General features: G+C 67.4%; 20 protein-coding genes. 13 read left to right on the forward strand and 7 right to left on the reverse strand.

What is annotated here, in order from left to right; translation table 11 throughout:
* Positions 1–74: 74 nt before the first annotated feature.
* A complete protein-coding gene (locus ACM0O9_RS04925) occupies positions 75–548 on the reverse strand; it encodes a MerC domain-containing protein (RefSeq protein WP_005416722.1) in 474 nt (157 codons plus the stop codon).
* 32 nt (positions 549–580) lie between these two features.
* Between ACM0O9_RS04925 and ACM0O9_RS04930 the strand changes: the two genes are divergently transcribed.
* From ACM0O9_RS04930 to ACM0O9_RS04965, 8 genes are all read left to right on the forward strand, one after another.
* A complete protein-coding gene (locus ACM0O9_RS04930) occupies positions 581–1,114 on the forward strand; it encodes a ZrgA family zinc uptake protein (RefSeq protein ID WP_065177706.1) in 534 nt (177 codons plus the stop codon).
* Positions 1,111–1,806: an ATP-binding cassette domain-containing protein gene (locus tag ACM0O9_RS04935; protein ID WP_414603983.1), complete on the forward strand. Its 696-nt coding sequence runs from the start codon at positions 1,111–1,113 to the stop codon at positions 1,804–1,806. Before ACM0O9_RS04930 ends, ACM0O9_RS04935 begins: the two co-directional genes overlap by 4 nt.
* A complete protein-coding gene (locus ACM0O9_RS04940; protein ID WP_065177708.1) occupies positions 1,799–3,052 on the forward strand; it encodes an ABC transporter permease in 1,254 nt (417 codons plus the stop codon). The genes ACM0O9_RS04935 and ACM0O9_RS04940 overlap by 8 nt, the downstream gene beginning before the upstream one ends.
* Before the next feature lie 2 nt (positions 3,053–3,054).
* Positions 3,055–3,606: a DUF3299 domain-containing protein gene (locus ACM0O9_RS04945; RefSeq protein WP_065177709.1), complete on the forward strand. Its 552-nt coding sequence runs from the start codon at positions 3,055–3,057 to the stop codon at positions 3,604–3,606.
* Positions 3,596–4,216 (forward strand): DUF3299 domain-containing protein, encoded by a 621-nt coding sequence (locus tag ACM0O9_RS04950; RefSeq protein WP_235649212.1) that lies wholly within the window; start codon positions 3,596–3,598, stop codon positions 4,214–4,216. Before ACM0O9_RS04945 ends, ACM0O9_RS04950 begins: the two co-directional genes overlap by 11 nt.
* The gene (locus ACM0O9_RS04955) at positions 4,216–4,959 is read left to right on the forward strand and encodes a hypothetical protein (protein WP_235649211.1); all 744 of its coding nucleotides are present in this window, start codon (positions 4,216–4,218) and stop codon (positions 4,957–4,959) included. The genes ACM0O9_RS04950 and ACM0O9_RS04955 overlap by 1 nt, the downstream gene beginning before the upstream one ends.
* Before the next feature lie 150 nt (positions 4,960–5,109).
* Positions 5,110–6,642 carry an MFS transporter gene (locus ACM0O9_RS04960; RefSeq protein WP_235649210.1) on the forward strand — a complete coding sequence of 511 codons (1,533 nt, stop codon included), beginning with the start codon at positions 5,110–5,112 and terminating at the stop codon, positions 6,640–6,642.
* 4 nt (positions 6,643–6,646) lie between these two features.
* On the forward strand, positions 6,647–7,204 hold the full coding sequence (locus ACM0O9_RS04965) for a TetR/AcrR family transcriptional regulator (RefSeq protein WP_065177713.1): 558 nt from the start codon (positions 6,647–6,649) through the stop codon (positions 7,202–7,204).
* 251 nt (positions 7,205–7,455) lie between these two features.
* Here ACM0O9_RS04965 and ACM0O9_RS04970 read toward each other — a convergent pair whose 3' ends face one another.
* Positions 7,456–8,337, reverse strand: coding sequence for an AraC family transcriptional regulator (locus ACM0O9_RS04970; protein WP_235649209.1), 882 nt, complete (start codon positions 8,335–8,337; stop codon positions 7,456–7,458).
* Positions 8,338–8,443: 106 nt separating this feature from the next.
* Here ACM0O9_RS04970 and ACM0O9_RS04975 point away from each other — a divergent pair, with 106 nt between their 5' ends.
* Positions 8,444–8,980, forward strand: coding sequence for a carboxymuconolactone decarboxylase family protein (locus tag ACM0O9_RS04975; RefSeq protein WP_005416712.1), 537 nt, complete (start codon positions 8,444–8,446; stop codon positions 8,978–8,980).
* A gap of 56 nt (positions 8,981–9,036) precedes the next feature.
* Here the strand turns inward: ACM0O9_RS04975 and ACM0O9_RS04980 are convergent, their stop codons facing one another.
* Both ACM0O9_RS04980 and fdhD read right to left on the reverse strand, forming a co-directional pair.
* The gene (locus tag ACM0O9_RS04980; RefSeq protein ID WP_235649208.1) at positions 9,037–9,804 is read right to left on the reverse strand and encodes a TraB/GumN family protein; all 768 of its coding nucleotides are present in this window, start codon (positions 9,802–9,804) and stop codon (positions 9,037–9,039) included.
* 434 nt (positions 9,805–10,238) lie between these two features.
* The gene (gene fdhD, locus ACM0O9_RS04985; protein WP_164092822.1) at positions 10,239–11,078 is read right to left on the reverse strand and encodes a formate dehydrogenase accessory sulfurtransferase FdhD; all 840 of its coding nucleotides are present in this window, start codon (positions 11,076–11,078) and stop codon (positions 10,239–10,241) included.
* Positions 11,079–11,322: 244 nt separating this feature from the next.
* Here fdhD and ACM0O9_RS04990 point away from each other — a divergent pair, with 244 nt between their 5' ends.
* Both ACM0O9_RS04990 and ACM0O9_RS04995 read left to right on the forward strand, forming a co-directional pair.
* Positions 11,323–13,608 (forward strand): FdhF/YdeP family oxidoreductase, encoded by a 2,286-nt coding sequence (locus tag ACM0O9_RS04990; protein WP_235649207.1) that lies wholly within the window; start codon positions 11,323–11,325, stop codon positions 13,606–13,608.
* 481 nt (positions 13,609–14,089) lie between these two features.
* Positions 14,090–14,629: a DUF411 domain-containing protein gene (locus tag ACM0O9_RS04995; protein WP_414603982.1), complete on the forward strand. Its 540-nt coding sequence runs from the start codon at positions 14,090–14,092 to the stop codon at positions 14,627–14,629.
* Positions 14,630–14,745: 116 nt separating this feature from the next.
* Here the strand turns inward: ACM0O9_RS04995 and blaL1 are convergent, their stop codons facing one another.
* A complete protein-coding gene (blaL1, locus tag ACM0O9_RS05000; protein ID WP_414603981.1) occupies positions 14,746–15,615 on the reverse strand; it encodes a L1 family subclass B3 metallo-beta-lactamase in 870 nt (289 codons plus the stop codon).
* 203 nt (positions 15,616–15,818) lie between these two features.
* On the opposite strand from blaL1, the gene ACM0O9_RS05005 reads away from it, so the two are divergent.
* Together ACM0O9_RS05005 and ACM0O9_RS05010 are read left to right on the forward strand one after the other, a co-directional pair.
* On the forward strand, positions 15,819–16,085 hold the full coding sequence (locus ACM0O9_RS05005) for a hypothetical protein (protein ID WP_005416705.1): 267 nt from the start codon (positions 15,819–15,821) through the stop codon (positions 16,083–16,085).
* Positions 16,086–16,094: 9 nt separating this feature from the next.
* Positions 16,095–17,273 (forward strand): low temperature requirement protein A, encoded by a 1,179-nt coding sequence (locus ACM0O9_RS05010; RefSeq protein WP_065177721.1) that lies wholly within the window; start codon positions 16,095–16,097, stop codon positions 17,271–17,273.
* Here ACM0O9_RS05010 and ACM0O9_RS05015 read toward each other — a convergent pair.
* Entirely contained in the window at positions 17,270–18,709 is a 1,440-nt protein-coding gene (locus tag ACM0O9_RS05015; protein ID WP_235649206.1) for a hypothetical protein, read from the reverse strand. The genes ACM0O9_RS05010 and ACM0O9_RS05015 overlap by 4 nt on opposite strands.
* A gap of 16 nt (positions 18,710–18,725) precedes the next feature.
* On the reverse strand, positions 18,726–20,225 hold the full coding sequence (locus ACM0O9_RS05020) for a DUF6384 family protein (protein WP_495495877.1): 1,500 nt from the start codon (positions 20,223–20,225) through the stop codon (positions 18,726–18,728).
* Position 20,226: the final 1 nt, after the last annotated feature.

The raw sequence follows: 20,226 nt of genomic DNA on the forward strand, positions 1-20,226 counted from the left end.
GTTGGCTGTGTTGCATGTTTCAGTAGATCCACGCCATGCGTGGATGGCGTGTTCCAACCGACCCGCAGCCGGTGTTAGCGGTTGTGCAGCGCCCGCCGATTGCCGATGTGTGCTGCCGCCAGCATCATGCCGCCGCACGCGGTGGTGACGCCATGCCAGAGCAGTGATTCCTTCAGCGGCAGGTACAGCGAGGCTGACAGTAGAAGGATCGCGCCGACGCACGCCAGCCGCAGAGGCCGCCCGCGCCCGTGCCGGTGCAGCCCGGCCGAGGTGCTCGCCAAGGCCAGCGACGAGGCCAGCAGCGCGAACAGCCATTCCCAGCGCGACATCATCAGCAGCACGGTCATCGCGCCATGGCCGGGGTGCTGGAACGAACGCAGCGCCATCATCGCTGCCGGCACGAAGGCCAGCAGCAGGGGCAGGGCGATGCAATGGGCGGCGCAGGCCAGGGACAGCCAGGCACCGGCAAGATCGAAGCGGGGGTGCCAGCGTGCCGAAGTTGGCGGCTGGGCCAGGGCCCTTGCGGGCGTCGTGGGGATGTGGTCCATAATGTTACATAGTAACAATTGGAGTGTCCCCCATGAAGCTTTCTGCTGCTCTTTTCCTGCTGCTGGCCGCCAGCGCCGCGCAGGCCCACGATATCCGCCAGCACGCACCGCACGTGCACGGCCAGGCCAGCGTCGATGTTGCGCTTGACCAGCAGACGCTGGAATTCGCCCTGAAGGCCCCCGGCATCGGCATCCTTGATTTCGAGCGGCCGCCGGCCAATGCGGCCGAGCAGTCCGCGCTGGCGCGTGCGACTGCGCTGCTGCAGGGCGGCAGCTGGGTCACCTTGCCTACCGCCGCGGGCTGCCGCCTTTCAGGCAACGATGCCAAGGCCGAGGGATTCGATGCGACGGCTGCCGCACCGCCATCAGGTCAGCATCGGCACGCGGGGTTCAGCGCAACGCTGCAGTACCACTGCGCCAAGCCTGCCGAGCTGCGGGCCATTGTCGTGCGCCTGCCCGCATTGTTCCCGGGCCTGCACGAAGTAATCGTCAACAGTGCCACCGCCCATGGCCAGAACCGCAGCGTGCTGACCCCGGACAACCTGCGCGTGGTGCTGGCTCCGTGAGCATGCGACCGGTGATCGCGCTGGATGGCGTGCAGTTCGGCTACGGCCGGCAGCTGGTGCTGGACGTGCCGCGGCTGTGGATCGAGCAGGGCAGCAGCGTGCTGCTGCGCGGGATCAGTGGCGATGGCAAGAGCACGCTGCTGGGCCTGCTCGCGGGCGTGCTGCTGCCCTGCAAGGGCAGCATCGAGGTCGCCGGTCACGCGCTGCAGGCGATGCGTGGTGCCGCGCGGGACCGCTTCCGCGCCGACCACCTGGGTGTGATCTTCCAGCAGTTCAACCTGCTGCCGTTCCTCACCGTGCGCGACAACATCGCGCTGGGCCTGCGCTTCTCGCGCCTGCGCAGCGCACGCATCAGTGGCCCGTTGGATGCCGAGATCGCCCGCCTGCTGCAGGCCCTGCAGCTGGACCCGGCGCTGATGCAGCGGCGCGCAGGCACGCTCAGTGTCGGCCAGCAACAACGCGTGGCGGCAGCACGCGCCCTGATCGGTCGTCCGGCATTGCTGCTGGCCGATGAGCCCACCTCGGCGCTTGACCGCGACGCGGCAACCGCGTTCCTGAAGCTGATGTCCGCGCAGTGCCAGGCGGCCGGCACCACGGTGCTGGTGGTCAGCCATGACGACAGCCTGCAGCCCTTGTTCGACCGCACGATTTCACTGTCCGAGATCAACCAGGCAGGTGCCGGCCATGCTTGAGCTTGCCTGGGCCAGCCTGCGCAGCCGTGCGTTGAGTGTGGGACTGACCGTGCTGGTCATCACCCTCAGCGTGGTGTTGCTGTTGGGCGTCGAGCGTGTACGCACGCAGGCGCACGAGGGGTTCGCCAGCACCGTATCGGGCACCGACCTGATCGTCGGTGCGCGTTCGGGGCCGGTGAACCTGCTGCTGTATTCGGTGTTCCATATCGGCGACCCGACCAACAACGTGTCCTGGCAGTCCTACCAGGAGCTGTCCGCCTTGCCGCAGGTGAAGTGGGCGGTGCCGCTTTCGCTGGGCGATTCCTGGCGCGGCTACCGCGTGGTCGGTACCAGCGATGGCTATTTCGAGCACTACCGCTACGGCGCCGGGCACGCGCTTGCGTTCGCGGACGGACGGCCGTTCGATGATCTGTACGACGCGGTGATCGGCGCGGAGGTGGCACGCGCGCAGAAGGTCGGCCTCGGCGATGAGATCGTGCTGGCGCACGGCACGGGCGCGGTCACGCTGGCCACGCATGCCGACAAGCCATTCCGTGTTGCCGGCATCCTGCAGCGCACCGGCACGCCGGTGGATTCGTCGCTGCTGGTTTCGCTGCCGGCGATCGAAGCGATCCATGTCGACTGGCGATCGGGCGTGCAGCTGCGCAGCCAGCGCGTCAGCGCCGAGCAGGCGCGTCATCTGGATCTGACCCCGACCAGCATCACCGCCTTCATGCTCGGCCTGAACTCGCGCATTGCCACGTTTTCGGTGCAGCGCAGGATCAACGAGTATCCCGACGAGGCGATGCTGGCGATCCTGCCCGGCGTCACGCTGCAGCAGTTGTGGCAGTCGCTGGGCATGGCCGAACGGGCGCTGCAGCTGATCAGCGCGATGGTGGTGGCACTGGGCATGGTCTCGCTGGTGGCGCTGCTGGTCTCGACCCTGCAGGAGCGGCGGCGCGAGATGGCGATCCTGCGTGCCACCGGAGCACGGCCGGGTTACATCGCTGCCCTGCTGGTGGTGGAGGCGGTGGCGACCAGCGCGGTGGCCTGCGCGCTGGCGCTGGTGCTTCTGGTTGCCGCCAGCATTGCCGGGCGCGGCTGGGCGCTGGCCAACTTTGGCCTGTCGATCACCCATGTCTGGCCGGACGGCCGCGAGCTGGCCTGGGTGGCAGGCGTGCTGGCGATCAGCGCTGTGGCCGGGCTGGTGCCGGCGTTGCTGGCCTACCGGCGCACGCTGGCCGATGGCCTGTCGCCGGGAGGCTGAGCATGCGCTGGATGCTGTCGCTGCCGATGGTGTTGGCCCTGGCCGCCTGCGAGCGGCCGGTGGATACCGGTGTGCAGGCCTTGCCACCCTCGCCGGTTGTCGACCGCGCTGACGCTGCGGATGCGGCAGAGCAGGAACTGGACTGGTTGCAGATGATGCCGAAGGACGAGCTGGCCGCGCTGGAGCGGGGCGAGGGCCCGGAGGTCGAGCACAACGGCAACCGGCGCATGCCGCAGTTCGGTACGTTCCGTACGGTGGATACGGTGCTGCAGCGACCGGTTCGCCTGCCGGGTTACGTGGTACCGCTGGCCAACGCGCAGGACGGGCGGCTGACTGAATTCCTGTTCGTGCCGTACTACGGCGCCTGCATCCACGTGCCACCCCCGCCGCCGAACCAGATCGTGCACGTGGTGCTGCCACGCCCGATCGACATGCCCGACATGTACTCGCCGTTCTTCCTGGCCGGCACACTGCGTGCCGAACGGTTGGATGACGATCTGGCCGGTTCGGCCTACACCATGCGTGATGCACAGCTGAGGCCCTATGAACCGTAGCCACCTGCTGCTCATGCTGGGATGCCTGTGGCTGGCGGGCTGTACGGCGCCGGGCAGCGACGCCGTGGTGGTCACGCCGCAGGACAGAGCGGCACCCTCGGCCACGGGCGAAGCCCCCATCGACCGTTGGGACGCGTTGCGGCCCGACGAAGTGACCTACCAGCGACCGCCCCCTCAGATCGGCCTGTCACGCAATGGGATGGAGGGCGTGGGTGGCCTGATCGACGACACCGGCTCGGGCACGCCGCCGGGGCAGGAGATCGACCATTCCAGCCCGGACCGCGCCAAGCAGTTCGGCTCTTCGCGCGTGGTCGACGCTGTCGATGGTCGCGCGGTGGATCTGGATGGCTACGTGGTGCCGCTCGGCACCAACGATGCCGGCCTGGTCGATGAACTGCTGTTCGTGCCGTTCTACGGGGCCTGCATCCACGTGCCGCCGCCGCCACCCAACCAGATCATCCACGTGACCCTGGCGACGCCGATCGCGTTGGGCGATCTGTGGGATCCGTACCGGCTTGCCGGCCGCCTGCAGGTGAAGCGTTTCGACGCGGACATCGCCAGCGCGTCCTACGATGCTGCGGCGGCCACGCTGACGGCGATCCACAACTGATGCCGCGGCGCTGGATCATGGCTGCCGGGGTGCTGCTGGGCGCGGGGGTGCTGCTGTGGTGGCAGCGGCAGCGCGCACCCATCGCGCCGCCTGCGGTCGCGTTTCCGGCGCCGACGTCCAATGCCAGCCAGCGCATCGAACAGCGCCTGGGTGACGACCACGCATTCCGCAACGACGTGCTGTTCCTGCTCGCGGCAACATTGCGCGACCGCTGCCAGCCGGCGCAGGCGGGAGTGTTGGCGCGCATGGCCAATCGTGCATCGCTGCCTGTGCTGGCGGCAGTCAGCGCGGTGACCCAGCAGGATCCATCGCTGGACCGGCCGATCTACCAGTACATCCAGCATCGCGCCGACGCGACGCCGTGCGGGCAGACGCTGCAGATGCCGTTGGCCGGTGGACGCCGCATGGCCGTGGACATCGAACAGTACGCGCGCACGTTCCCGGACAGCTACTTCGACCCGCAACGCAGCAGCGAACCGCGGGATTTCTGCGGGCTGTCGTTGCAGCAGCGCGCCGGCAATGCCTGCAACAGCGTGGTGTACTCGGTGTTGCCTTTGGGCGGCACCGATTGGCGGTGCAGCAGCCTGCGCGCACAGGCCCGTGCGCGGGTGCGCGGGCTGTGCGAGGACGAACTGCGGCGCCAGCATGGCGGAACTAGCGGGGAACTGGACATGGCTGTGGGGAAGGGCATGCAGGCGGCGGTGGTATCGGCGGTTGCCGCGCTGCCGGAAGACTGTCGGTGATGATCCCTGACACCGGGCACGACCCGGCATGAGGGCACGACAACATGAACATTGCCCGGGCCCCAATCTGAATCGGCGGCGCTGTTTTCATAACTATACAGGACATCCTGTATAGTTATGGCCGTTTTCCGCTCCCCATCAGGTTTCCCCATGGCTTTGTCCCAGCCCCTGGCCGGTGCTCCGGCCCTGTCGCGTGCCCGTCGCTGGGCGCTGTTGTTTACCGTCGCCGCCGGCCTGCTGCTGGTCACGCTCGACAACTCCGTGCTCTACACCGCACTGCCTACGCTGACCGAGGAACTCTCGGCCAGTGCCGGCCAGGCGCTGTGGATCGTCAACGCCTATCCGCTGGTGATGGCCGGCCTGCTGCTGGGTGCGGGCACGCTGGGCGACCGCATCGGTCATCGCCGCATGTTCCTGATCGGCCTGGTGGTGTTCGGCGTCGCCTCGCTGGCCGCGGCGTTCGCCGACACCGCAGCTCAGCTGATTGCCGCACGAGCCCTCCTGGCAGTCGGTGCCGCAGCGATGATGCCAGCCACGTTGGCGCTGATCGGCCTGAGCTTCCACGAAGAGCGCGAACGCAACATCGCCATCGCGATCTGGGGTTCGGTGGCCATCATCGGTGCGGCGCTCGGCCCGATCATTGGCGGTTGGTTGCTGCAGCACTTCTGGTGGGGCTCGGTGTTCCTGATCAACGTGCCGGTGGTGGTGGTCGCGTTCGTGGCCACGCTGCTGCTGGCGCCGGAAGGACAGGGTGACACCTCGCGGCCATGGGACCTTGTGTCCTCGGTGCTGGCATTGGCCGCACTGTCCGGCCTGGTGCTGGCGATCAAGTCGCTGATCGCTACGCCGCCGTCGTACGCGCTGGGCGCAGGCGCGCTGCTGTTGGCCGTCATCAGCGGTGCGGCGTTCGCGCGCCGCCAGCAACAGCTGCCGTACCCGCTGCTGGACTTTGCGATTTTCCGCAATCCTGCGTTCCTGGCCGGCACGCTGTCGGCAGTGTTCACCCTGTTCGCGATGGCCGGCCTGCAGCTGGTCACCACCCAGCGCTTCCAGCTGGTGGCAGGCTTCACGCCGCTGCAGGCGGGTCTGCTGGTCTCGGTGGCGGCAATGGGCAGCCTTCCGAGCGCGCTGCTGGGCGGCAGCATCCTGCACCGGGTGGGCCTGCGCCCGCTGATCTGTGGTGGCCTGGCCGCAGGTGCGCTGGGCGTCGGCATGGTGGCGTTCGGCTTCCCGCACGGCCTTGGCTGGGTGGTGGCTGGTATGGCCATCACCGGCTTCGGCATGGGCTCGGCCATCTCGGTGGCATCCACCGCCATCCTCAACAATGTGCCGGCACACCGCGCAGGCATGGCCTCGTCGGTCGAAGAGGTGTCCTACGAATTCGGTGGCCTGCTGGCGGTGGCGATGCTGGGCAGCTTGAGCGCGGCGATGTACAGCGCGTTCCTGCCGGTCTCGGCCGATATGCCGGTGCTTGCCCGCGAGGGTTTCACCCAGGCGCTGCATGTCGCGCGCGAGAGCGGGCAGGGTGAGTGGTTCGCACTGGCTGCGGCCGCGTATGACCGTGGCTACCAGATCGTGCTGCTGGTGATCACGACGGTATTGGCAGTGGGCGCGGCGATCATCGCGCGCCTGCTGCGCGGCCGCATCGGCGGCCGCGAGGGCGCGGCCGATCGCGTAAAATGAAACGATGAGAACCAGCAAACGCGACCGCATCCTCGACGCCGCCGTCAACGTGATCAATCGTGATGGCGTGCGAGCGGTGACCTTCGAGTCGGTGGCGGCCGAGGCCAAGCTGACCCGCGGCGGCCTGCTGTACCACTTCCCGTCGCGCGAGGCACTGCTGCGCGGCATCGACGAGCACCTGGTGCAGGCCTGGGAGTCGTCGATGGAAACGCTGCTGGGCAAGCGTGCGGACGAAGCCTCGGCGCTGGAGCGTTACCAGACCTTCGTGCGCGTCTCGGCGCAGAGCGCTACCCGTGCCGAGCTGATGTTCATGCTCGAATCGGCCGACCCGGACGCCGATGAGCGCCCGTGGGGCCCGGCGGTACGCCGCTGGGCGCCGTTGCCGCCGTCGGCCGGGCTGAATGACCCGGCCGCGCTCGACAATTTCGTAGCACGGCTGGCCGCCGACGGCCTGTGGATCTACGAGGCGATGTACGAAGGGCAGCTGGATGAAGGCGTGCGCGCCCAGGTGGCCGAGCGCATCGCCGGGCTGCTGGCGAAGTCTGACGGCACGTCCCGTTGAGCGGCCGGTCGGCGCGCAGACATCGCCCGTGGTAGAGCCGACCGCTGGTCGGCTGCCCTTCGGTCAGGCCATGAAAATGCCGCTTCGATCGTCCGTGGTAGAGCCGACCGCTGGTCGGCTGCTCTTCGGTCAGATCACGAAAATGCCACATCGGTAGAGTCGATCGTTAGTCGACTGTCCTTCGGTCGGACAACGAACATCCCGCGCGTCGCGCGATAGTCGACCAGCGGCCGACTCTACCCCCTCACCCTTTACCCAGCCTGGGCGGCGCTCGCGGCCAACCAGGCCCTGGGCGACGCCCCCAACCGCTTGCGGAACGCCTTCGACAACGACGCGGTATCGGCAAACCCCACCTCGACCGCCACCTGCTTGACTGCCACGCCGGCCCGCAGCTGCGCGCAGGCCAGGCTCAGCCGCCAGTCCAGCAGATAGGCGGCCGGCGTCGCCTGCATCACCTCCTTGAACACTGCCGCGAATGCGCTGCGCGACATGCCGGCGATCGCGGCCATACGGGGCAGCGTCCATTCGTCCTGCGGTGCCTGGTGCATCGCCACCAGTGTGCGTGCCAGCCGTACATCGGACAGCCCCCGCATCAGCCCATGGCTGACGCCGGCCGCATCCGGGTGGTCCACCACCCAGCGCAGGATCTGGATCAGCGCCACCTCGAACAGGCGATTGGTCAGCAGCCGTGAACCGCAGCGCTGGCGATCGGCCTCGGCAAACAGCAGCTGCAGGGTGTCATCCAGTTCGCCGATGGCCGCCAGCGGTACTACCATTACCGGTGGCAGCGACTGCACGATCGGATTGCGCGCACCGCCATCGAAATCCAGCGTGGCGCAGGTGAAATCCGGGCCATCCAGCGGCGCGTTGAAGAACACATGGTGCAGCGGCTGCGGGTACAGCAGCAGGCTGGGTGTGTCGATCTTCAGCCGGGGCAGCGCGCTATCGCCGTCGGGATGGCGGACTTCCATTTCACCCTGGCGCAGGATGTGCAGGAACGCACGGCCGGGTTGCGGCTCGAAGACATGCTGCCCGCACAGCGGGCCACTGTGGAACAGCGCCGCCTGCACCCGGAAGCGTTCCAGCAGGCAGGAGAGTCGATCTGGCGCAGGGGCGGCGGCGGGCATGCTCATGGACGTATGGACAACATGTATGGCGAATTACGACTGATGCGTCCGGCGAGTCTACCTAGGATGAGCGGGTCGTCCAATCCCGGGCGCTTTCCCAAGGAGATCCACCATGTCCCGTGTCCCCCTGATCGATGCCGCCAACGCCACCGCCGACCGCCAGGCCCTGCTGGGCCAGGTCCACGCCGCCTTCGGCGCCACCCCGGCCATGTTCCGCGCCGTGGCCAACTCGCCAGCCGCCCTGCAGAGCATGTGGGGTTCGTTCGGCGCGCTGGGCGGCGGTCGCCTGTCGCCGCTGCTGGGCGAGCAGATCGCCGTGGCCATCGCCAACCGCAACGCCTGCGAGTACTGCCTGGCCGCGCACACGGCATTGGGCCGCAAGGCCGGCGCCAGCAGCGAGCAGATGACCGCCGCGCAGATCGGCCAGTCCAGCGACCCGGCCACTGCGGCGGCGCTCGACTTCGCGTTGAAGGTGGTCGAGCAGCGTGCGCAGATCGCCGACGGCGACGTGCAGGCGCTGCGCGCGGCTGGCTTCGATGATGAGCAGATCGTGGAGATCCTCGCGCATGTGGCGCTCAACCTGTTCACCAACTACGTCAACGTAGCGTTCGACGTGCCGGTGGACTTCCCGAAGGTCGCGCTGCGCTGAGTGCAATTGCTCCGGGCAGCAGAGTGCTGCCCGGACTCAGGCCCGCAGCTCAGTGGCTACGCCGGCTGGAAGCTGAAACCGCGTTCGCGCAGCGCTCTGATGTAGCCGTTCCCGTCGAACGCATCTGCAATATCGAGCATCGCAAGCGTGGTTGATCTTCCCGCAGTTACGGTTTCCACTGCGCTGAGCCAGGCCTCGCGTCGAAGCGTGTCCAGCTCGTTGCTGCCAGTCGCTGTCACGTGCATATCCATAGGCACGTCATGCCCACACATGCCAAGTGCATCGCCCTGCGCCCAGGCCTTGGACTGAACACGGGCGGTATCGTGAAGGCGACGGAGTCGTTCGACCTGCACCGCAAACCGTGTCGTGTCATCCAGTGCAGGATGCGGTTTACCGCAGTCGTCAGCTGCCGCGATGTCGATAGCCAGTTCAGTGCGCGGCACGAAGTAGCGGGCTCCACCCGCGCGTCCTATCCTGCGCAGCTCCTTGCAGAATGCCTTCGGCGACTCCAGCTGATGCCTGGCCATGACGGCCTTGCGCAGCGCTCTGGCCGCGAAGTGGGGACGCAGGCGTTCCAGCTCGATTGGATCGATTCCGCACTCATTCAATGCCGCTTGCCATTCTGCATGGACGTCCGCCGGCAGAACATCCTTCAGGGTCAGGTTGTCGGGATTGTGGTGGATGGTTTCGGCTTCAGACACCGCACGGGCCAGTGTGAACAACGCGCTCAGTCCCGAGCCCTCCCATCTGCCGGTGATGTCCACCTTCGGCCGGCCCAGAATGGTGTGCGCAACCGCGGCAATGCGTCCTGCTTCGCCCGTCACGCATCGCATCGATCCGGGTAGCGCGGTGGGGACGGGCAGGATCCACAGGTGGGCCTCTTCACGCCTTGCCTGCCAGAGCGCCGGACCTTCTGCACGGATCGTGGGGGGGGCAGGGCATCCGTTACCTTGGTTCCGCGGCTTCCGGAAGCCGGCGCACCTGCCAACGTACGGTGCACGGAAACATCAAGGGAAACCGACAGCAGTGAACGTGGTTGCCGGGCAGCCGACATGGGAACTCCAGAAAGGACCATGATGAGTGTCCTCGATGGTGCGTGGCGCGCCGATTGCTGGCTATCGGACTACGACGATTTCGCCTTGGCTGGGCGAGGGGCCCGGAAGCCGTTGCGGTAGAGTCGACAGTTAATCGACTGCTCGTCCTTCAGGTGCCCGGAAACCTCGCGCCACGAGTGATAGTCGACCCTACGCAGCGGAGATTACCGGTCGTCCGCCTGCAACCGGTCCGGATGGGTATACACATTGAACCCGCTCTCCCGCGCGAACCCGACCAGGCACAGGCCGGCACTGCGGGCCAGGTCGATCGCCAGCGCGGTCGGTGCCGAGACTGCAGCCAGTACGCTGGCACCGGCGCGCACCGCCTTGCTGACCATTTCGTAGCTGGCCCGGCTGGAAATCACCAGCAGGCCGCCTTCGATGGCGTGTTCGTTGTGGTGCAGCGCACCGATCAGCTTGTCCAGTGCATTGTGGCGTCCGACATCCTCCCGCAGCCAGCCGATGCGTCCACTGGCATCGGCCCAGGCCGCGGCGTGGGTGGAGCCGCTTGCCGCATTCATCGGCTGGTGCTGCGTCAGCGTGGCCAGCGCGCGCTGCAGAGCGGCGGGCGAGTAGCTGCGTCGCTCGCGGATCTGCGGCAGTGGGCGCAGCACTTCTTCCAGCTGGCGCGTGCCGCACAGGCCACAGCCACCACGACCGGGCAGCAGGCGTCCATTGGACGGGTCCAGGTCGGCACCGGGTGCCTCCTCAGCCACGGTCATCTGTAACTCGATGCCTTCCAGCTGCGGGCGGATGTCGATCGACAGCAGCTGCGAGGGGGTGTCGATCAGGCCTTCGCTGAGCGAGAAGCCGAGCGCGAAGTCTTCCAGGTCGCACGGTGTGGCCATCATCACAGCAAAGGCGGCGCCGTTGTAGCGCAGCGCCACCGGCACTTCTTCGGCCACCACATCGACCTGCTGCTGTTGCCCCTCGTTGCGCCAGCGCTGTAGCGGGCGTTGGGCGGTGCCGGCAGGTGGGGTGTGTGGCGGGATCGAATCAGGCATGCAGCGCGTCCGGACAAGGGAGAAACGCGGGCGGGCCACCGCCTGCGGTTTCGAGGATAGCGCAGTGGTCGCGCGCAGACGCGGCTGTAACCGTTGCCATGGCAGGTTGTGCTGAAAACCGCCTGTACCCTCTGGCGAAGCCGCGCAGGCCGTGCTTGACTGTGCGGCTGGTCGTGCCATTGACTGCGCCGCCGGACCGCGTTGTGCCGATTGTTGCTGCGTTCCTTCCGTAAGGTTCCCGAACATGTCCGAGCAGAAACCGCCGCGTTACAAGCCCTACAACCAGCCTGCCGGCGGCTGGGGTGCCGCCGGTGCCACCGCCAAGGTGCTGCTGCAGCAGAGTGTGATCGGCAAGGGGTCGAAGGCGCTGCTGGCGATGAACCAGCCCGGTGGCTTCAAGTGCCCCAGCTGCGCGTTCCCCGATGCCGACGAACGCAGGAAGCTGGAGTTCTGCGAGAACGGCGCGAAGGCACTGGCCTGGGAGGCTACGGAGTTCCGGGCCGGCCGCGAGTTGTTCGCCCGCCACACCGTCACGGAGCTGATGGCGCAGACCGACTACTGGTTGGAGATGCAGGGCCGGCTGACCGAGCCGATGCGCTACGACGCAGCCACCGACCACTACGTGCCGTGCAGCTGGGACGATGCCTTTGCACTGATCGGTCGCCACCTGCAGGCGCTGGACAGCCCACACCAGGCCGAGTTCTACACCTCCGGGCGCACGCCCAACGAAGCGGCGTTCCTGTATTCGATCTTCGTGCGCGAGTTTGGTACCAACAACTTCCCGGACTGCTCGAACATGTGCCACGAGCCGACCAGCCGCGGGCTGCCGCCGGCCATCGGGGTGGGCAAGGGCACCATCGTGCTGCAGGATTTCGAGCACGCCGAGGCGATCTTCGTGATCGGCCAGAACACCGGCACCAATTCACCGCGGATGATGAGCAACCTGGTCGATGCGCGCAAACGCGGCATCCCGATTGTGGCGGTCAATCCGATGCCCGAGCGCGCGCTGATCCGCTTTGCCGAGCCGCAGGACGTGGTGCAGATGGCCACGTTCGGTTCGACCGAGATCACCAGCGAGTTCGTGCACATCCGCATCGGCGGCGACCTGGCCCTGATCAAGGGCATGATGAAGGTGATGTTCGAGCGCGAGGCGCAGGGCGAGCGCGTGCTCGACCATGATTTCCTGTCAGAACACACAGTGGGCCTGGAGGCGCTGCGCGAGGATGTGTTGGCGCAGGACTGGGACCAGATCGTGCAGGTATCCGGCATCTCGCAGGCGCAGATACACCGCTATGCGGAGATCTACATCCGCTCCAAGGCCACCGTGATCTGCTACGGCATGGGCCTGACCCAGCATCAGTACGGCTCGCGCCTGCTGCAGCAGGTCGCCAACCTGCTGATGCTGCGTGGCAACTTCGGCAAGCCCGGTGCTGGCATAGGGCCGATCCGTGGTCATTCCAATGTGCAGGGCGACCGCACCGTCGGCATCGACGAGAAGCCCAAGCCGGCCTACCTGGACCGCGTGCAGCAGGTGTTCGGCTTCGATCCGCCGCGTGAGCATGGCCACCATGTGGTCGAGTCCATCGAGGCGATGCTGGACGGCAGCGCCAAGGTGTTCATCGGCCTGGGGGGCAACTTCATCCATGCGGTGCCCGATACGCCTCGCGCGTATGAAGCGATGCGTGGGCTGGACCTGACCGTGGGCATCGCCACCAAGCTCAATCGAGGTCATCTGGTTCATGGCCGCGATGCGCTGATCCTGCCGGTAGTGGCGCGCTCGGAGCGCATCGTCACGCCGGCCGGCGAGCAGTTCGTCACCATCGAAGACGCGATGTCGAACGTGACCGCCTCGCGCGGCGTGCTCGAACCGGTCAGCACGGAGGTGCTGCCCGAGGTCGAGATCGTCTGCCGCATGGCGATGGCTGCGCTGCCGCACAGCAAGGTCGACTGGGCGCGCTGCATGCACGACTATGCACCTATTCGCGAACTCATCGCTGCCGTGTACCCGGAGATCTACACCGGCTTCAACGCGCGCATCCAGCAGCCGCACGGTTTCCATCTGGACATTCCGCCGCGCCGCCGCGTGTGGCCCACGCCCAATGGCAAGGCCAACATCCTGGTGATGCCCGGCCTGGACGTGGACGATCCGGTGCACGATCCGGACATGTTGCGGTTGGCCACCGTGCGCTCGCATGATCAGTACAACACCACCATCTACAGCTACAATGATCGCTATCGCGGCGTGTACAACGATCGCATGGTGCTGTTCATGAACATCGAGGACCGGCTGGCGCGCGGTCTGGAGAAGGAGGCGCTGGTCAGCCTGGAGACGATCAGCCGCGATGGCGTGCAGCGGCGCGTCGAGGGCCTGACCGTACTGGACTACCCGATGCCGCGCGGCGCGCTGGCCGGGTACTACCCGGAACTGAACCCGTTGTTGCCACTGGACTACTACGACCGCATCAGCGGCACGCCCGCTGCCAAGTCGATTCCGGTGCGGATGAGTGCAATGGCGGCGGCGACTGCGTGACACGCGCATCGGCTATCATCGGCAGGTGAACCTGCCTGGCCTGCTGCTGCGATGGATGCTGCTTGTCGCCCTGGTGCTGAATGCACCGGCGCTCGCGCTTGCCTCATCTTCGTACAGCGGGTCGGCCAACCAGGATCACTGCGCTGCACCGCACTCGGCCGCGATGGCGGCAGCCGGCTGCTGTGATGATGCGGTCCCGGCGGCCTGCCAGAGTGGTGAGTGTGAATGCCCGCCGGCCTGCCTTGGCATGCTGGCCATGTCGAGCGGTATGCCCGCCTCGCCGTGGCGCGAGGCGCCGGTAGCCGCCAGTACCCGGCAACGCGCACCGCCGCCGATGCCGGACCCGTTGCGGCCCCCTATCGCGTGATTCCCTGCAGGCCTCAAGCGCCTGCCGTAGTTGCTCGACTTTTCTCGACTCTGCCTGTGCCTTCGATGCGCGGGCGACGGGCCGCGTTGCCCGCCTCTGCAAAGGAATCACGCAATGAACCGTACTCTCTCCCTCGGCCTGCTGCTGGGTACCGTGTTGGCCACGACCGCCTGTGCACGTGCCGCCGAAGAATCCGCCGCCGCACCGATCGCCAGCGCAGCACCGGTGGCACCGATCCAGGCCAGCCCGGCCAAGGTCGATCCGGCCTTGCCGGTGGTCATCGTGCACAAGACCGCCAGCTGCGGCTGCTGTGGCATCTGGGTCGACCACCTGAAGGCCGCCGGCTTCCAGGTGGAGGTGCATGACACCGACGACATGAACCCGATCAAGGTTCGCCTGGGCGTGCCGGTCGGCAAGGCGTCCTGCCATACCGCCGAGATCGGCGGGTATGTGGTCGAGGGCCACGTTCCGGCCGAGGACATCAAGCGCCTGCTGGCCGAACGCCCGGCCGCGCGCGGGCTGGTGCTGCCCGGCATGCCGGCCGGTTCGCCGGGCATGGAAATGCCGGATGGCTACGTGCAGCCGTATACCGTCGAGCTGGTGCGCACCGACGGCAGTACCGAGCCGTTCGCCCAGCACGGACAGGGTGGCTGATGGACGACGGGTGCCGGTCGTTCTGACCGGCACTCTTCGACGCATCCTGTGTAGAGCCGAGCCCACGCTCGGCTGTGTTTGGCCGGCAAGCCGAGCATGGGCTCGGCTCTACGGGATCAGCGTGCTGCGGCCGTTTCCTTGGCCAACTGCGCGTCGAACTTCTTCTCGGCCGCATCCGCGTAGGCCTTGCAGTTCAGTGCCTTGTCGCTGGCCTTGCTGCCAGCGGCATAGTTCCAGTTGCTGGCGCCCGGATGCGGGGTCAGCAACAGGTCGCAGGGCAGGCCGCGCACCGTAGCGAAGCTGCGCCGGTAGTCCTCGACCAGGTGGGGATAGCGGGCGTTGCCCTGCAGCTGGTAGCCCGGCGCACTCAGGCTGTCGGCGTAGGCGATGCGCACCGGCTTGCCATCGCGGGTGTCGGTCCAGGTCCAGGCGGTGCTGCCCGGGGTGTGCCCCGGCATGAAGTGTGCGGTGAACGCGATGCCACCCACCGTGACCACTTCGCCATCCATGATGATGCGGTCGGTGCTGGCCGGCGGAAAGGTGATGCTGTCGCCAAAGTGCAGGTCGTTGCTGCCGCCGCGCGCCAGCAGCACCGCTGATTCGGCGTTGGCTACCACCATCGCACCGGTACGGCGCTTCAGTTCTGCCACCGGGCCCGCATGGTCGGCATGCGCATGGCTGAGCAGGATGAAGCGCAGGTCCTGCGGCGCCACGTCGCGCACCTTCATGTTGCTGATGAGGTGGCTGGCCATCTGCGGCATGCCGCCGTCGAGCAGCACCGCGCCGTCGGCGGTCTGCACCAGTAGCGCGGTCAGGTCCTCAGTGCCGATCTGCCAGGTATGGTCGGCGATCTGCAGCGGCGCCATCGGCTGCAGCCAGGATGGGTCTACGGTGTAGGCCTGCAGCTGTGGCAGCGGTGTGTCGGCGGCAGTGACATCAAAGGCAAGTGTGGCAGTCAGGGCAAGGGTCGTCAGGCAACGGCGCATGGCGGAGAGGGGTCTGGATAGGGTCGGATGAAGCTAGCACGTACCCTGGACGGCCCGTTTCGCGAATAACTCATGGCTGCCATAAGGTTCGCCGCAGCCGATGCCGGGATTGTTCGCTTGCTCTGGACTGTGAATCCATCTCCACGGGCTGTTGCGCACAATCGGCCGGGGCTAGCCTGTTCCCAGGCTCAAGGAGGTGGACCATGCATGTGCTCATGGTGATGCTCGGCGGCGTGCTCCTGCTGGGCGTGTTCCTGCTGTTTGGCCGTCTCTGGAGCGTGGGTACCTCGCAGCTGCCCACGGCGCTGATCGCCTTCATCGCTACCTGGCTGCTGGTGGCCGTGGCCAACATGTGGGTGGGGGTCAGCAAGGCCGGTTACGCGGTACGCGAGGAGTTGCCGATCCTGTTGCTGGTGTTTGCCGCGCCGGCGTTGCTGGCCGGTTTCCTGTACTGGCGCCTGGCGCGCTGAAGGAGTTCCATGCGTACCCGACTGCGCTTGCCCGCGCTGCGCCACCGCGACGGCCACCATGCCCGCGTGACCTACGAAGAACTGTTCTTCGATCTGGTCTACGTATTCGCGGTCACCCAGCTCAGCCACCATCTGCTGCACCACCTGGACCTGGCCGGTGTACTGCAGACGCTGGTGCTGTGGTTCGCGGTCTGGCTCGGCTGGCAGTACGCGTGCTGGGTCAGCAACTGGTTCGACCCGGAGGCGCCGCGCATCCGCGGCCTGCTGTTCGCCACCATGCTGCTGGCGTTGTTGATGTCCTCGTCCATTCCCGAGGCGTTTGCCGATCGTGCGTGGATCTTCGCCGGGGCGTACGCCACGATGCAGGTCGGACGCACCGCATTCGTGCTGCTGGAGGTCGGCCGGAGCCATCCGTTGGCACCGAACTTCCGCCGCATGCTTGCCTGGGTCAGCGTGTCGGCCTGCTTCTGGCTGGCCGGCGCGGCGGCCGAGGGCAACCTTCGCCTGGCATTGTGGGCGGTGGCGGTGGCCTGCGAATACATCTCGCCGATGTTCGGCTTCGCGTTCCCGGGCATGGGCCGTTCGCACACCCGCGACTGGACCATCGAGGGCGGACACCTGGCCGAACGCTGCCAGCTGTTCGTCATCGTCGCACTGGGCGAGACGTTGCTGGCAACCGGGGGCGTGCTCAGCGACGTCGAGCATTGGAGCCTGGAAGTGGTTTCAGCGGTGTTGGCCACCTTCGCCGGCACGATTGCCATGTGGTGGCTGTACTTCGGCATCTCCAGCCGCGATGCCACAGAGGCCATCACCCACGCCGAAGACCCCGGGCGGATGGGCGCCAACTTCCACTACGTGCATGCATTGCTGATCGCCGGCATCATCGCCACGGCGGTGGGCAATGATCTGGTCATGGACCATCCGGGGGTGGCCGTCACCCCGGTTTACGTGACCGTGATGGTGGCAGGCCCGCTGATCTATCTGCTGGGCAGTGCCCTGTACAAGCGCGTGGTCTATGGGCACGCGCCGCGCTCGCATCTGCTGGGCGCTGCCGCGCTGCTGGTGCTGTGCCTGGTGTTGCCATGGACGCACCTGCTGGCCGCCGGATGGCTGACCAGCCTGGTGCTGCTGGGCGTGGGCGTGCTGGATGCGCGGCTGAAGCGGCGCACCCGGTCGTTGCCGGGCTAGAACCCGCCGCCGGTCTTGAAGCCACCGCCACCGCTGATACCGCCGCCGCTGTGGAAGCTGCTGCCGCTGGAACTGGAACTGGAACCGGAACTGGAGCTTGAGCTGGAACTCGAACGCGAGCTTGACCTCGAGCTGGAACTGCTGGAACCGCCCGAAAGCAGGTCGAACAGGCTGCCAGAGGAGCGGGTGGTGCTTTGGCCGCGGGTGGTGCTGAAGAAGGATGCGGCGACGGTGGCCGGCGCGGCGGACCGGTAGCTCGGCGCCTCGTAGGCCTGGCGTTCGATGTCTGCTGCTGCCTGGTAGCTCCTGCGCGCAGCCTGCAGGCTGTCCAGGCGCTTCTTCAGCACGGCCATTTCACGGGTGTGCTCAGCCACCATGCCGTCGATCTCGCCCAGGCGCAGGCGACTGCCATGGATGCGTTCGAGCACGGCATCGTCCTCGCCGGAGGCGGTGGCGGCGACGCGGCGGTACAGGTCGTCCATGCTCTTGGCAGACAGCGTGCGCGCCAGCGCGGTGAGCAGGGCGCCGCCTTCGGCATCGGTCCAGCTGCGGAAGCCATCGATCTGTGCCTGCTTGGCATCCACGGTCTGCCGATGCAGCTGCTCGGCCAACAGTGCCTGCGCCACTGCGCTCTGTGCCGCCTGCAGTTGCTGGCGCAGCGGGTCGCCACCGGCATGGGCGAGAGCGGCGTCGCGGGCCTGCTGTACCGGCTGGCGGGCCGCCTCGATGTCGGCACGGGCCTGTCCGGCATGTTCCTGCAGATAGGGCGGAAGCTCCACCAGCGTGGCGTACTCGCGGCGGGCACGGTCGAAGCCGCACAGCTCGGCCAACCAGCCATCGACGGTGCGCACCAGCGGCCAACCGCGATAGGCCGTGCTGCCGAAGCCGCGTCGATGCAGGTACATGAAGATCGGGTCGGCCTGGTAGGCGCCGGCCTTGGCGTCACGCTCCGACTGCGCGGAGGCGGCCATCCGCTCCACCGTGTCAGCGCGCGCCACGGCCAGCTGCAGATCGTCCTGCAGGGCCCTGTAGGTGGGTTCCGCTTGCAGCGCGGTGTCCACCTGATCCTGCAGGGCCTGCCAGCGTCCACCGGCGGCGTCGCGCGCGGTAACGGCCTCCTGCGACCGCTGCTGCAGCGACTGCTCGATGTCCAGCAGCGCCTGCAGTTCGTCGGCCAGCACCGCCGCTTTGCGGTCACGGCGCTGCAGATCGGCGCTGGACTGCTGCAGCAGGTCCCGGGCCAGCATCGGCGGCGCATCGGTAGCGGCCTCGGCCTGCAGGCGGGCCAAGGTGTTGAAGTCGTCGCGGACCCCGCCGTGCAGCGCTTCCTGTTCCTTGATCAGTTCCCGGCACTGGTCGCCACGCGCGGCCAGTTGTGCCTGCACCTGGCCGATATCGGCTTCGACATCAGCAATGGCCTCGTTCAGATCTCTCATGTCAGTTCCTTACCCATCACCATTCGGTGATGTAGCCGCCGGTGGTGGGCATGCGGAACCGCGGCGACAGGCTGCCGCGCGGCTTGCTGCCGATCTGGTCGTCTTCGATGATGCCGTTGTCCTGCTTGTCGGCGGCAACGCGGTTGTAGGTGGCCTCGGGCACGCGCACGGCGAACAGCGAGGTCCATTCGTCCTTGCCGGTTTCCTCGTTGCGGATCAGCAGTTCGGTGGCCTTGCCGGCCTCGTCCAGTGCTTCGGTCACCAGGTAGTAATTGCGGCCACCGTTGGCCTTTTCGTTGTAGCGCCAGACGCCGGTGCGTTCATTGTCGCGGTTGACGATCCGGTAGACCAGGGTCTGCGACAGCAGCGCCACCAGCTGGCTGGCCTCGTCCAGGGCCGGCCCGGCTTCGGACAGCGTCTCGACCCGGATCAGGCGGGCGGCCTGCTCCAGTGCACGCTCGAAGCGCTTGCGGTCTTCGCCGGTGACGCCGGTGGCGAGGCCATCGGCCTTGAGCTGGGCGAGGCGCTCGTTGAGCGCGGCCAGTTTGTCGGCGCTGCCGATCAGGTCCTTCAGGGTCGCTACCGCCTGGCCGGCTGCGGCGATGTCGCCCGCGCGCAGTGCCACGTCGCCGCCGGTGTAGGCGCGTGCGCGCACCTGCTCGGCATCCGGCGCGAGGCGTGCTGCCTTTGCAGCGGCGTTGGTGGTATCCAGCAGCTCGCTGGCCTCGATCGCCTGGCCGAAGGTGTTCACCCGCTCGGTCAGCGGAGGCAGGGTGTCCTTGGCCTGCGCCAGCAGTTGCGCCGCTGCCAGTCGGTGCTGTTCCACCTGCGCGGCCGCCTGCTCGCCGGTGGCGCTGCCACCGCTGCTGAGCCGGGTGAGCTTGTCTTTGCGCACAAGGGTCGGCAGCGTTGCCATCGCGGCGGGAACGTCGGCAAAGCGCCGCTGTGCTTCGGCCAGCGCGGTCTGTGCACCTTCGGTCAGCGGCTGCAGGCGCTCGCCGCTGGCGGTGGCACGTGGCAGCAGTCCCTGCAGGGCCTGTTCCTGTGAGGCCAGCAGGGCGCGCGCTGCGGCAGCCTCCTGTTGCTGCGCGGCCACCTTGTCGTTCAGCAGCTGCACGTTCTTCTGCACGTTGCTCTCGTGCACGAACGCGCCGAAGCTGCGCGCCATCACCAGCAGGACACCGAGCATCAGCAGCACCAGGGCTACCATCAGCGCCCATTTCAGCAGCCGGCTGCGGTCGATCCAGCGCCGCGCCAGCCAGGCCTTCCAGCCTCGCGGCGCGGTGTAGAGGTAGCGCTGCTCACGCTGGGCCTGGATGCCGGCCTCGAGGATCTCGTCGGAGACCTCGATGCCCTGCGAGCGGTACAACTCAAGCAGGCGCTGCTTCAGCGTCGCCTTGTCATGGCCGCTGTCGGCCAGCGCCTTCATTTCGGCATTGCGGTAACGCAGCTGGTCGACCACATCCATGGTCAGCAGCGCATCCTGCAGCTCGGCAGGGGCCATCGTCGCACTCACC

The organism is Stenotrophomonas sp. FR012, from assembly GCF_047520565.2.
GTDB classification, from domain to species: Bacteria; Pseudomonadota; Gammaproteobacteria; order Xanthomonadales; family Xanthomonadaceae; genus Stenotrophomonas; species Stenotrophomonas sepilia.